The 12,888-nt window shown below is 62.7% G+C and carries 14 protein-coding genes and 1 riboswitch; of the genes, 13 read left to right on the top strand and 1 reads right to left on the bottom strand.

Annotated elements, in window-relative coordinates:
• Positions 1-31: 31 nt before the first annotated feature.
• Positions 32-235: riboswitch (cobalamin riboswitch) on the bottom strand.
• Between the two features lie 29 nt (positions 236-264).
• Positions 265-1,464: a winged helix-turn-helix domain-containing protein gene (locus NKJ09_RS13495; RefSeq protein WP_352762878.1), complete on the bottom strand. Its 1,200-nt coding sequence runs from the start codon at positions 1,462-1,464 to the stop codon at positions 265-267.
• A 336-nt stretch (positions 1,465-1,800) separates the two neighbouring features.
• Here NKJ09_RS13495 and NKJ09_RS13490 point away from each other — a divergent pair, with 336 nt between their 5' ends.
• The 13 genes from NKJ09_RS13490 (at position 1,801) to nuoK (ending at position 12,878) form a co-directional block, all read left to right on the top strand.
• Positions 1,801-2,166: an NADH-quinone oxidoreductase subunit A gene (locus tag NKJ09_RS13490; protein WP_023720750.1), complete on the top strand. Its 366-nt coding sequence runs from the start codon at positions 1,801-1,803 to the stop codon at positions 2,164-2,166.
• A complete protein-coding gene (locus NKJ09_RS13485; protein ID WP_023720749.1) occupies positions 2,157-2,738 on the top strand; it encodes a NuoB/complex I 20 kDa subunit family protein in 582 nt (193 codons plus the stop codon). Before NKJ09_RS13490 ends, NKJ09_RS13485 begins: the two co-directional genes overlap by 10 nt.
• Positions 2,739-2,743: 5 nt before the next feature.
• Positions 2,744-3,346: an NADH-quinone oxidoreductase subunit C gene (locus NKJ09_RS13480; RefSeq protein WP_023720748.1), complete on the top strand. Its 603-nt coding sequence runs from the start codon at positions 2,744-2,746 to the stop codon at positions 3,344-3,346.
• Positions 3,347-4,537 carry an NADH-quinone oxidoreductase subunit D gene (locus NKJ09_RS13475; protein ID WP_023720747.1) on the top strand — a complete coding sequence of 397 codons (1,191 nt, stop codon included), beginning with the start codon at positions 3,347-3,349 and terminating at the stop codon, positions 4,535-4,537.
• Positions 4,534-4,941 (top strand): hypothetical protein, encoded by a 408-nt coding sequence (locus tag NKJ09_RS13470; RefSeq protein ID WP_352483044.1) that lies wholly within the window; start codon positions 4,534-4,536, stop codon positions 4,939-4,941. The genes NKJ09_RS13475 and NKJ09_RS13470 overlap by 4 nt, the downstream gene beginning before the upstream one ends.
• A 35-nt stretch (positions 4,942-4,976) precedes the next feature.
• Positions 4,977-6,047: an NADH-quinone oxidoreductase subunit NuoE gene (gene nuoE, locus NKJ09_RS13465; RefSeq protein ID WP_352496386.1), complete on the top strand. Its 1,071-nt coding sequence runs from the start codon at positions 4,977-4,979 to the stop codon at positions 6,045-6,047.
• Between the two features lie 10 nt (positions 6,048-6,057).
• Positions 6,058-7,362, top strand: coding sequence for an NADH-quinone oxidoreductase subunit NuoF (gene nuoF / locus NKJ09_RS13460; protein ID WP_352496387.1), 1,305 nt, complete (start codon positions 6,058-6,060; stop codon positions 7,360-7,362).
• 78 nt (positions 7,363-7,440) lie between these two features.
• A complete protein-coding gene (locus NKJ09_RS13455; RefSeq protein ID WP_352483048.1) occupies positions 7,441-8,136 on the top strand; it encodes a helix-hairpin-helix domain-containing protein in 696 nt (231 codons plus the stop codon).
• Between the two features lie 74 nt (positions 8,137-8,210).
• Entirely contained in the window at positions 8,211-10,292 is a 2,082-nt protein-coding gene (gene nuoG / locus NKJ09_RS13450; RefSeq protein WP_352483050.1) for an NADH-quinone oxidoreductase subunit NuoG, read from the top strand.
• A gap of 2 nt (positions 10,293-10,294) precedes the next feature.
• A complete protein-coding gene (gene nuoH / locus NKJ09_RS13445) occupies positions 10,295-11,338 on the top strand; it encodes an NADH-quinone oxidoreductase subunit NuoH (RefSeq protein WP_352483051.1) in 1,044 nt (347 codons plus the stop codon).
• Positions 11,338-11,829, top strand: coding sequence for an NADH-quinone oxidoreductase subunit NuoI (nuoI, locus tag NKJ09_RS13440; RefSeq protein ID WP_023676622.1), 492 nt, complete (start codon positions 11,338-11,340; stop codon positions 11,827-11,829). The genes nuoH and nuoI overlap by 1 nt, the downstream gene beginning before the upstream one ends.
• 118 nt (positions 11,830-11,947) lie before the next feature.
• Entirely contained in the window at positions 11,948-12,568 is a 621-nt protein-coding gene (locus tag NKJ09_RS13435; protein WP_023720740.1) for an NADH-quinone oxidoreductase subunit J, read from the top strand.
• A gap of 1 nt (position 12,569) precedes the next feature.
• Positions 12,570-12,878: an NADH-quinone oxidoreductase subunit NuoK gene (gene nuoK, locus NKJ09_RS13430; protein ID WP_023676620.1), complete on the top strand. Its 309-nt coding sequence runs from the start codon at positions 12,570-12,572 to the stop codon at positions 12,876-12,878.
• The last annotated feature ends 10 nt before the right edge of the window (positions 12,879-12,888 follow it).

The raw sequence follows: 12,888 nt of genomic DNA, 5'->3' as shown, positions 1-12,888 counted from the left end.
TCCTTGCCCGGAAAACCCGCCAGGCGATCGGATTCTTATGTCCTAGACGGCAGGTCTCCTGGCTCGCGGGTCATCGCCTGGGTGCCGCCTTCCCGGGAATATCCCAGTGGTTTTCGGCCTTGGCTCGTCGCTTACAGTTGCGGGGACAGCCGCGGATTTGAAATCGAGATTTCGCACCGCATTCCCTCTTGGCCCTTGCCGTTGCGGGCAGGGGACCGTCTGGAACGGATTTAGGCTTGTGAAGGCAGTCGTGTCAACGCACGTCTATGACGCGGCGATATCTGCGAGCGGCTGGCCGAGGTCGCCGGCAGCCGTCACCTCGATGCGCTCGAGCCCGAGCCAACCCTGCATCTGCTTCAATTCCTCGAAAAGGGCGGCGGCAGTTTGCGGCGGGGCGCCGGGCTCCGAATAGGCGGCATGGACGCGCAATACGCCGGCCGGGCGGTCGGCCCTGAGGTCGACGCGCCCGACGATGCTGTCGCCGAGCAGGAACGGCAGCACATAATAGCCATACTGGCGCTTTTCGGCCGGCGTGTAGATCTCGATGCGGTAGTGGAAGTCGAACAACCGCTCGGTGCGCGACCGCTCGAAGACGACGGGATCGAACGGCGCAAGCAAGGCGCGCGCCTCGATCCTGCGCGGCAAACGGCCGTCCTTGTGGAGATAGGCTGTTTTGCTCCAGCCTTCGACGCTCACCGGCAACAGGTCGCCAGCCTCGACCAGTTCCTCGATGCGGCCCTTGATGTCGGCGGGCGAGAGGCGGAAATAGTCGCGCAGATCGCCCGCCGTGGCGACGCCATGGGCGCGGGCGGAGATGCGCAGCAGTTCGCGGTGGGCGTCCGCGGGGGACGGAACTGGCAAAGCGAGTACCGTTAGCGGCAGCACGCGCTCCGGCAGATCGTAGAACCGCTCGAAACCACGCCGGTGCGCCGTGGTGATGCGGCCCGCCCAGAACAGCCATTCGAAGGCATGCTTGGCATGGCTCCAGCCCCACCAGCCGCCCGAGCCCTTCTGGCCTTCGAAAGCCGACGCCGCGATCGGGCCTCGTTCAGCGACCTCGCGATAGATGTCCTCAATGTAGGCGGCGTGCTCGCGGCCCCATTTTGCCAGTCCGCTGTACATTTCCTCGCCGCGCTCGGCCCGCCGCATGCGCCAGCGCATCAGCGGATAGGTCTCGACGGGCAGGAACGAGGCTTCATGCGCCCAATATTCGAAGACCATGCGCTTGCGTGTCACCGCGGCGTCGTCGAGCAGCGCCAGCTTGTAGGGGCCAAGCCGCGAATAGAGCGGCATATAATGGGCGCGAACCACGGCGCTGACGGAATCGATCTGCAGCAGGCCGGTACGTGCAAGCACCCGGGCCAGATGCCGGCGGTCAGGCGTGCCGCTGGGGCGCGGGTCATTGAATCCCTGTGCCGCAAGCGCAATGCGACGGGCCAGGGCAAGCGAGATTTTTTCTTTCATGAAGGCGGTATCCGGACGATGTTAGACAGAGAAAATGACCTGCGATTCCGCCCCATGCTAGCAAGGTTTTGGCGGCATCTATGTCAGGAGAGAAAAGTGGAGTGAAAAGTGAAGGAAATCAAACAGGAGCGGATCGGACCAGTTTTCCCGGATATGCCGTCCAGCACCGCGATTTGAACAAGGTTTGACTTGCTTCGCCGAAAGCGCTGCGCTAACCCTCGCCGCGTTGCAGCATAGAGCCCCCTTAAAACGGTTCAGTGGTTAATCTGTCACGCTTCCGCAAGTGGGTCCGGTGCTGTAATCAGAGTGGATTGGCCGCCAACGGAAAACTGCAGCATGAACGCACTTTTAGGTTCGTACCTGCCCATCGTCCTGTTCATCGGCGTGGCGCTGGTCGTCGGCCTGGCGCTGCTCGCCGCACCGTTCCTGGTGGCTTACCGCAACCCCGATCCGGAAAAGCTTTCCGCCTATGAGTGCGGCTTCAACTCGTTCGACGACGCCCGCATGAAGTTCGACATCCGCTTCTACCTGGTGTCGATCCTGTTCATCATCTTCGATCTGGAGGTGGCCTTCCTGTTTCCTTGGGCAGTGTCGTTCAGTCAGATCGGCATGCTCGGTTTCTGGTCGATGATGGTGTTTTTGGCGGTGCTGACCATCGGCTTTGCCTATGAATGGAAAAAAGGAGCGCTGGAATGGGATTGAACGACAGTTCCGGCACGCTCGTCGCGCCGAAGCCCAAGGGCCTCATCGACCCCAACACCGGCAGACCGGTGGGGGAGGATGATCCGTTCTTCCTGGAGATCAACAACGAACTCGCCGACAAGGGTTTTCTCGTCACTTCGACCGAGGCGCTGATCACCTGGGCGCGCAGCGGCTCGTTGATGTTCATGACCTTTGGCCTCGCCTGCTGCGCCGTCGAGATGATCCACACCTCGATGCCACGCTACGACAGCGAGCGTTTCGGTGTCGCGCCGCGCGCGTCTCCGCGCCAGTCCGACATCATGATCGTCGCCGGCACGCTGACCAACAAGATGGCGCCGGCGCTGCGCAAGGTCTACGACCAGATGCCGGAGCCGCGCTACGTCATCTCGATGGGCTCCTGTGCCAATGGCGGCGGCTATTATCATTATTCCTATTCGGTGGTGCGCGGCTGCGACCGCATCGTGCCGGTCGACATCTACGTGCCCGGCTGCCCACCGAGCGCTGAAGCGCTGCTCTACGGCATCCTTCTGCTGCAGAAGAAGATCCGCCGCACCGGCACGATCGAACGGTGAGCGGCATGACCCAGGCGTTGAATGACCTCTCGACCTATCTTGGCGAGAAGCTGACCGGCCGGATCGGCGAAGCGGTGCTCGCCTATGGCGAACTCACTATCTCGGTCGAGCCGCGCGACCTGATCGAGGTGGTGACCTTCCTGCGCGACGACCCGAAATGCCAGTTCATTTCGATCATCGACGTTTGCGGCGCAGATTATCCGTCGCGGGCAAAGCGCTTCGACGTGGTCTATCACCTGCTGTCGCCGAGGCAGAATATCCGCATCCGCATCAAGGTCCAGGCCGACGAAGAGACGCTGGTGCCGTCGATCACCGGCATATATCCCGGCGCGGACTGGTTCGAGCGCGAGACCTACGACCTCTATGGCGTGCTGTTTTCGGGCCATCCCGATCTGCGCCGGATCCTGACCGACTACGGCTTCGAGGGCCATCCGCTGCGCAAGGACTTTCCGCTGACCGGCTTCGTCGAGGTGCGCTACGACGACGAAGCCAAGCGCGTCATCTACGAGCCGGTCGAGCTCAAGCAGGAATTCCGCAATTTCGATTTTCTGTCTCCGTGGGAAGGTACGGATTACGTGCTTCCGGGAGATGAGAAGGCAAAGCAGTAAATGGCTGAAACCTCCGTTCGCAACTTCAATATCAATTTCGGCCCGCAACACCCTGCTGCGCATGGCGTTTTGCGCCTTGTGCTGGAGCTTGACGGAGAAGTCGTCGATCGCGTCGATCCGCATATCGGGCTTTTGCATCGCGGCACGGAAAAGCTGATCGAGCACAAGACTTATCTGCAGGCCGTGCCCTATCTCGACCGGCTCGACTATTGCGCGCCGATGAACCAGGAGCATGCCTTTGCGCTCGCCGCCGAGCGGCTGCTCGGTATCGAGGTGCCGAAGCGCGGGCAGCTTATTCGAGTTCTCTACTCCGAGATCGGCCGCATTATGTCGCACATCCTCAATGTGACGACGCAGGCGATGGATGTCGGCGCGCTGACGCCGCCGCTCTGGGGTTTTGTCGAGCGCGAAAAGCTGATGGTGTTCTATGAGCGCGCCTCGGGCTCGCGCATGCACGCGGCCTATTTCCGGCCGGGCGGCGTCCACCAGGACCTGCCGCAGAAGCTGATCGAGGACATCGGCAAGTGGATCGACCCGTTCCTGAAGTCGGTCGACGACCTCGACGCGCTTTTGACCGGCAACCGCATCTTCAAGCAGCGCAATGTCGACATCGCTACCGTCTCCCTGGCCGACGCTTGGGCCTGGGGCTTTTCCGGCGTCATGGTGCGCGGCTCGGGTGCGCCGTGGGATCTGCGCAAATCGCAGCCCTACGAATGCTATGCCGAGCTGGACTTCGACATTCCGATCGGCAAGAACGGCGACTGCTTCGACCGTTATCTGGTGCGTATGGAAGAGATGCGGCAGTCGGCGAAAATCATGCGCCAGTGCGTCGACCTGTTGCTCGGTAAGGAGGGCAGCGGGCCGGTGTCTAACCTCGACGGCAAGGTGGTGCCGCCGAAGCGCGCGGCGATGAAGCGCTCGATGGAAGCGCTGATCCATCACTTCAAGCTCTACACCGAAGGCTACCGCGTTCCGGCCGGCGAGGTCTATGCCGCGGTCGAGGCGCCGAAGGGCGAGTTCGGTGTCTATCTCGTCTCCGACGGCACCAACAAGCCCTACCGCTGCAAGCTGCGCGCCCCCGGCTTTGCGCATCTGCAAGCGATGGACTTTTTGTGCCGCGGCCACATGTTGGCCGACGTCACCGCCGTTCTCGGCTCCCTCGACATCGTGTTTGGTGAGGTCGATCGGTGAATCGCATTCTGAGCCTCATGTTAATCGTCATTGCTGTCGCAATGCACCCTGCATATGCAATCGAGTGCGGAGCGTCTATCGATGCTTCCGATCTTGTGAAGCAGCACTTCAAGCTGAGCTACGTCACGCTTGGCATGCAAGAAAGTGCGACAGCAGAATCCGCCGATGTCGATGCTTTCTATTTCAAGAGAGATACATGCGAGTGTAGCGTCGCAGCGCCGGATGGCGCGAGTTTCTCTAAGGCGGAGGTATCGGCAGCCGCTTCCGGCAAAACAGGGTTCGCGCGGCTTGTTGCTCGCTTGGCTGGTAAATCCGGCGTTTGCCCGCCTGTCATGACAAATTCGCCGACTTTCCAATGTTTCGACGGTACGGCGAAACTTTGTAAGGAGGCCGCAGCAAGATGACGAACCTATACGTCTTTGGTGAGGTCGATCGCTAAATGTCAGTCCGCCGTCTCGCAGAAGCCAGCCTCCAGCCAGCCTCCTTCGCCTTCAACCGGGCGAATGCGGCAGCGGCGAAGCAGTGGATCAAGCAATATCCGAAGGGGCGCGAGCAATCCGCGATCATCCCCTTGCTGATGCTGGCGCAGGAGCAGGAAGGCTGGGTGACCAAGGCGGCGATCGAGACGATCTCCGACATGCTCGGCATGCCCTATATTCGCGGGCTAGAAGTCGCCACCTTCTATACGCAATACCAGCTCAATCCGGTCGGCACCCGCGCGCATGTCCAGGTCTGCGGCACCACGCCCTGCATGCTGCGCGGCTCGGAATCGCTGATGGATGTGTGCCGCTCGAAGATCCATCACGACCAGTTCCACACCAACGACAAGGGCACGCTGTCGTGGGAGGAGGTCGAATGCCTCGGCGCCTGCGTCAACGCACCGATGGTTATGGTCTTCAAGGACACATACGAGGATTTGACGCCGGAGCGGCTTGCCGAGATCATCGACCTCTATGACGCCGGCAAGGGTGCTTCGGTGACGCCAGGACCGCAAAACGGCCGCGTCACCTCAGAGCCGGCCAGTGGCCTGACGACCCTCAAGAGTGAAAAGGCGATCCTGAAGGCGACCCGCGACCGGGAAACCAGGGCGGCGACCAAGGCCGCCAAGGAAGCGGCGCCGGCGGCTGCCGCCGCAGCACCCGCGGCGCCGGCCCCGCCAGCCGCTTCTGCCGCGCCGGCGCCGGTTGCGCCCTCGAATGCCAGCAAGCCGAAGACCGACGCTGTCGAGACCAGTCCGGCGCTGAAATCGCCATCGGCGACAAAAGTCGCGCCCGCGGCGGAAAAGGCGGCGAGCGTTGCAGCGCCGCTGCATTCGGCCGCCAATGCCAACAAGGCCGAGCCGCAGGTCGAGGACGTCTCGAAACAGCGCAAAGGCCCCAAGAACAAGGCCGAGCCGGCGTCTGCGTTCAAAGCGCCGGAGGCCAAGGTTAAACCGGCGAAGACTGCCGCCAAGGCGGCCACGCCGTCGCCCGGAAACAAAAGCCGGCCGACCGGCAAGAAGCCGGTCTGAGGAACGAGCAATGCTTCAGGACAGAGACCGCATCTTCAACAATATCTACGGCCGCTTCGACAAGTCGCTGGCCGGCGCCATGGCGCGCGGTGCCTGGGACAACACGCCCGGCATCATCGCCAAGGGGCGCGAGTGGATCGTCAATGAGATGAAGGCCAGCGGCCTGCGCGGACGTGGCGGCGCGGGCTTCCCGACCGGGCTGAAATGGTCGTTCATGCCCAAGCAAAGCGACGGCCGGCCGAGCTATCTCGTCGTCAATGCCGACGAGTCCGAGCCCGGCACCTGCAAGGACCGCGACATACTGCGCCACGACCCGCACACGCTGGTCGAAGGCTGCCTGCTTGCGGGCTTCGCCATGGGCGCGGTCGCCGCCTACATCTATGTGCGCGGCGAGTTCATCCGCGAGCGCGAGGCGCTGCAACGCGCCATCGACGAGGCCTATGCGGCCAAGCTGATCGGCAAGAACAACACCTCCGGCTATGATTTCGACATCTACATGCATCATGGCGCCGGCGCCTATATCTGTGGCGAGGAAACGGCGCTGCTCGAAAGCCTCGAGGGCAAGAAGGGCCAGCCACGGCTTAAGCCGCCATTTCCGGCCAATGTCGGCCTCTATGGCTGCCCGACGACGGTCAACAATGTCGAGTCCATCGCTGTCGCGCCGACCATCCTGCGCCGCGGTGCCGCCTGGTTCTCGTCCTTCGGCCGGCCCAACAATGTCGGCACCAAGCTGTTCTGCATCTCCGGCCACGTCAACAATCCGTGCACCGTCGAAGAGGCGATGTCGATCCCGTTCCGCGAGCTGATCGAGACGCATTGCGGCGGCATTCGTGGCGGCTGGGATAATCTGCTGGCGGTCATTCCGGGCGGAGCGTCGGTGCCGCTGGTGCCGACCGAGCAGATCATCGACGCGCCGATGGATTTCGACGCGCTGCGCGACCTGAAATCGGGCCTCGGCACGGCAGCTGTCATCGTCATGGACAAATCGACCGATATCGTGAAAGCGATCGCGCGGCTTTCCTATTTCTACAAGCACGAAAGCTGCGGCCAGTGCACGCCCTGCCGTGAGGGCACCGGCTGGATGTGGCGGGTGATGGAACGGCTGGTGCGCGGCGAGGCGCAGAAGCGCGAGATCGACATGCTGCTCGACGTGACCAAGCAGGTCGAGGGCCACACGATCTGCGCGCTTGGCGATGCGGCGGCATGGCCGATCCAGGGCCTGATGCGGCATTTCCGCGGCGAGGTGGAGCGGCGCATCGACGAGTTTTCGCGCAACGCACACCGCGCCGAACCGGTGCTGGCGGCGGCAGAATAGAAGAATTCAAAAATGCGGGCGAATGTCCGAGACGAGGAAACGAGCGCGGGGCAGACGGAAACGACCAGGAGACCACCTATGTCGCTGTTTTCGACACCCGACGATTTTACGCCCGATATGGACCCGTTGTTGAAGATGAACCAGGATCTGACCAGGATGATGCCGAAGGAGATGGCCAATGCCGTCAATCTCCTGGCGCATCCTGTCGCGAGTGCGGCGGCGATGGCGGCACTCGGCATCGGTCTTGCCAACCACGCCTTTGGCATCTGGATGGGCGTGCTTTCGGGCGCGGCCGAAACTTCGCAGCGGCTTTGGCAGCCGGTCGCCGAGGATTTCGAGGCCAGGACGGAACGCTTTTCCGCGACCGGCAAAAGCTCCTCGACAAAGGCGCGCGCAGCGACCAAAACCCTGATTGCCGAGGCGCAGTCCTTCGCCAATGACGTGACCGACATTGCGACGAGCACCGCGGCGCGGAGCTTGGCGAATGCGAGCACCGTTGCAGCGGATGCCTCGGCCGGGCTGATGCCGGAAGATTTCAAGCAGCCCAAAGCGATGGACCGGCCAGCTGAGCCGGCCGACCTCAAGGCGATATCGGGCATCGGGCCGAAACTGGAAAAGGTGCTGAACGGCCTTGGCATCTGGACATACGCCCAGATCGCCGCGTGGACGCCGCAAGAGATCGCCTGGGTCGAAGATTACCTGTCGTTGAAGGGCCGCATCGGCCGTGACGGCTGGATCGGTCAGGCGGCCGCGTTGGCCGGGGTCAAAAAGTGAATTCAATATCGTGCGCGGTCTCGGCTGCGTCCGGAAGGAAAGATTGCGGAACGTCCGCAGGGGTTTGAGGCGAAATGGCAAAGCTCAAGGTCGACGGGAAAGAGATCACTGTACCCGACCATTACACGCTGCTGCAGGCGGCCGAGGACGCCGGCGCGGAAGTTCCGCGCTTTTGCTTCCACGAGCGGCTGTCGATCGCCGGCAATTGCCGCATGTGCCTGATCGAGGTCAAGGGCGGGCCGCCCAAGCCGCAGGCGTCTTGCGCCATGGGCGTGCGCGACCTGCGCCCCGGCCCGAACGGCGAGCCGCCGGAAATCTTCACCAACACGCCGATGGTCAAGAAGGCGCGCGAAGGCGTGATGGAATTCCTGCTGATCAACCATCCGCTGGATTGCCCGATCTGCGATCAGGGCGGCGAGTGCGACCTGCAGGACCAGGCGATGGCGTTCGGCGTCGATTCCTCGCGCTACCACGAGAACAAGCGGGCGGTCGAAGACAAGTATATCGGGCCGCTGGTCAAGACGATCATGAACCGCTGCATCCATTGCACGCGCTGCGTCCGCTTCACCACCGAGATTGCCGGCATATCGGAACTCGGTCTGATCGGCCGCGGCGAGGATGCCGAGATCACCACCTATCTCGAAAGCGCGATGACTTCGGAACTGCAGGGCAATGTCATCGACCTTTGCCCGGTCGGTGCGCTGACTTCCAAACCCTACGCCTTCCAGGCACGGCCGTGGGAACTGACCAAGACCGAATCCATCGACGTCATGGACGCCGTCGGCTCGGCGATCCGCGTCGATAGCCGAGGCCGCGAAGTGATGCGCATCCTGCCGCGTACCAACGAGGCGGTGAACGAGGAATGGATTTCCGACAAGACCCGCTTCATTTGGGACGGCTTGCGCACGCAGCGCCTCGACCGGCCCTATGTGCGCAAGGACGGCAGACTGGCCCCCGCAAGCTGGGCCGAGGCTTTTGCCGCGATCAAGGAAGCGGTGTCGAATGCCGCACCCGAAAAGATCGGTGCCATTGCCGGCGATCTTGCCGCCGTCGAGGAGATCTACGCGCTGAAGCTTCTGATGGCTTCGCTTGGCTCGAAGAACACCGACTGCCGCCAGGACGGTGCCGCACTCGATCCGTCGCTCGGCCGGGCGAGCTATGTCTTCAACCCGACCATCGAAGGCATCGAACAGGCCGATGCGGTGCTGATCATCGGCGCCAATCCGCGCTTCGAGGCGTCCTTGCTCAACGCCCGCATCCGCAAGCGCTGGCGGGCCGGTAATCTGCCGGTCGGCGTCATCGGCGATGTCGGCGATACGCGCTATGATTACGAGCAGCTCGGCGCCGGGCCGGAATCGCTGAAGGATCTTGCCGATGGCAACGGCAAATTCTTTCAACTGCTGAAGAAGGCGACGCATCCGCTGATCATCGTCGGCCAGGGTGCGCTGGCGCGTCCGGACGGCGCGGCCGTGCTCGGCCAGGCGGCGAAGCTCGCCGTCGCCGTCAACGCCGCAAGGGCCGACTGGAACGGCTTTGCCGTACTGCACACCGCGGCGGCGCGGGTCGGCGGCCTCGATGTCGGCTTTGTGCCGGGCGAGGGCGGCAGGAACGTCGCCGGCATGCTGGGCGAGACCGATGTGCTGTTCCTGCTCGGCGCCGACGAAATCGACATGGCCAAGACCGGCGGCGCTTTCGTCGTCTATATCGGCACGCATGGCGACAAGGGCGCGCATCGCGCCAACGTCATCCTGCCGGGTGCCGCCTATACCGAGAAGTCGGGCACCTTCGTCAACACCGAAGGCCGCGTGCAGCAGACCAACCGGGCCGGCTTCGCGCCCGGCGAGGCGCGCGAGGACTGGGCGATCCTTCGGGCACTGTCGGATGTGCTCGGCAAGAAGCTGCCGTTCGATTCGCTGCCGCAATTGCGCGCTAGGCTCTATGCGGAATACCCGCATCTTGCCCGCATCGACCATGTCGCGGCCGGCGACCCGGCCGACATCGCCAGGGTGGCCAAGCTCGGCGGGCGGCTGAACAAGGGCACCTTCACCTCGCCGGTCAAGGATTTCTACCTGACCAACCCGATCGCGCGGGCTTCCGCGGTGATGGCCGAGTGCTCGGCTTTGGCGAAGAACGGCTTCAGGCAGGCGGCGGAGTAGACATGGACACCTTCTTCTCCTTCTACGTGCTGCCGGCGCTGCTGATCCTTTTGAAGTCGGTCGTGCTGATCGTCGTTCTGTTGATCTTCGTCGCCTATGTGCTTTACGCCGACCGCAAGATCTGGGCGGCGGTGCAATTGCGCCGCGGACCGAACGTCGTCGGCCCATGGGGCACGCTGCAGGCCTTCGCTGACCTTTTGAAATTCGTCTTCAAGGAGCCGGTGATTCCGTCCGGCGCCAACAAGGGCGTTTTTCTGCTGGCGCCGCTGGTGTCGGCGGTGCTTGCGATCTCAGCCTGGGCGGTGATCCCGGTCAATGAGGGCTGGGCCATCGCCAACGTCAATGTCGGCATCCTCTACGTCTTCGCCATCTCCTCGCTCGAGGTCTATGGCGTGATCATGGGCGGCTGGGCGTCCAATTCGAAATACCCGTTCCTCGGTGCGCTGCGCTCGGCGGCGCAGATGGTGTCCTACGAAGTCTCCATCGGTTTCGTCATCGTCACCGTGCTGCTTTGCGTCGGCTCGCTCAACCTGACCGATATCGTTTTGTCGCAGCAGGATGGGCTGGGCACGAGGATCGGCCTGCCCAATACCTTCCTCGACTGGCATTGGCTGTCCCTGTTTCCGATGTTCATCGTCTTCTTCATCTCGGCGCTGGCGGAAACCAACCGTCCGCCCTTCGACCTCGTGGAAGCCGAATCGGAACTCGTCGCCGGCCATATGGTCGAATATTCCTCGACGCCGTTCCTGTTGTTCTTCCTGGGCGAATATGTCGCCGTCGTCCTGATGTGCGCACTGGCCACCATCCTGTTCCTTGGCGGCTGGCTGCCGCCCTTCAATTTCGCGCCGTTCACCTGGGTGCCGGGGCTGATCTGGTTCGTGCTCAAGGTCTGCCTGGTGTTCTTCATGTTCTCGATGGTGAAGGCGTTCGTGCCGCGCTATCGCTACGACCAGCTGATGCGGCTCGGCTGGAAGGTCTTCCTGCCGATCTCGCTGTTCATGGTGGTCGCCACCGCCGCCTTCCTCAAGATCACGGGGTTTGCCTGATGTCAGCATTGTCCCAGGCCGCCAAGTCACTGCTATTGCAGGATTTCGTCAGTGCTTTCTTCCTGTCGATGCGCCAGTTCTTCGCGCCGAAGGAGACGATCAATTATCCGCATGAGAAGGGGCCGGTCAGCCCGCGCTTCCGTGGCGAACATGCGCTGCGCCGCTATCCGAACGGCGAGGAACGTTGCATCGCCTGCAAATTGTGCGAGGCGATCTGCCCGGCGCAGGCCATTACCATCGAAGCCGGCCCGCGCCGCAATGACGGCACGCGGCGCACCGTGCGCTACGACATCGACATGGTGAAATGCATTTATTGCGGCTTCTGCCAGGAAGCCTGCCCGGTCGACGCTATCGTCGAGGGGCCGAATTTCGAATTCGCGACGGAGACGCGCGAGGAGCTTTATTACGACAAGGACAGGCTTCTGGCCAATGGCGACCGCTGGGAGCGTGAACTTGCGCGCAACATCTCGCTGGATGCGCCTTACCGCTGATATTTGACGCATGGACGGGGCGAGGGGCCTCGTTTAAGGAACACGCAACTTGCCGGCCGGAGGCGGTGGCAAAAAACAGGACGAATGTCCTGTTCGGACAGGAAACCCGGGGGAACCCATGCTGAGTGGACTAGAGGCGGCCTTTTTCTACCTCTTCGCCTTTGTCGCGGTGGCATCGGCGTTCATGGTCATTTCGGCGCGCAATCCCGTGCATTCGGTGCTGTTCCTGATCCTGACCTTCTTCAACGCCGCCGGCCTGTTCATGCTGACCGGCGCCGAGTTCCTGGCGATGATCCTGCTCGTCGTCTATGTCGGCGCGGTGCTGGTGCTGTTCCTGTTTGTCGTCATGATGCTCGACGTCGACTTCGCCGAAATGAAGGAAGGCGCCCTGCAATATGCACCGATCGGCGCGCTGGTCGGGCTGATCCTGGCGGCGGAGCTGATCGTCGTGCTCGGCGGCTATACATTCGCGCCGAAACTGGCGGCGACGGTCGCCAAGCCCATTCCGGACCTGGCCGCGCGCTCCAACACGGCGGCGCTCGGCGACATCCTCTATACGGATTACCTCTATTACTTCCAGGTGGCGGGGCTGGTGCTGCTGGTCGCCATGATCGGCGCCATCGTGCTGACGCTGCGCCACAAGCCGGGCGTCAAGCGGCAGTCGATCGCCGCCCAGGTCGGCCGCACGCCGGCAACCGGAGTGGAAATCCGCAAGGTCAAGACGGGCGAAGGAGTCTGAGATGGTCGTCGGCATCGCGCACTACCTGACCGTATCGGCGATCCTGTTCACGCTCGGCGTGTTCGGCATCTTCCTGAACCGTAGGAACGTCATCGTCATCCTGATGTCGATCGAGCTGATCCTGCTTGCGGTCAACATCAATTTCGTCGCCTTTTCGGCGGCGCTCGGCGATCTGGTCGGCCAGGTGTTCGCACTGTTCGTGCTGACCGTCGCGGCGGCCGAGGCGGCGATCGGCCTTGCCATTCTCGTCGTCTTCTTCCGCAACCGCGGCTCGATCGCGGTCGAAGACGTGAACATGATGAAGGGTTGACGGAACCACC

This window comes from Mesorhizobium sp. M0189, from assembly GCF_040322135.1.
Lineage (GTDB): Bacteria > Pseudomonadota > Alphaproteobacteria > Rhizobiales > Rhizobiaceae > Mesorhizobium.
This window is presented reverse-complemented; position numbering and strand designations above follow the sequence as displayed.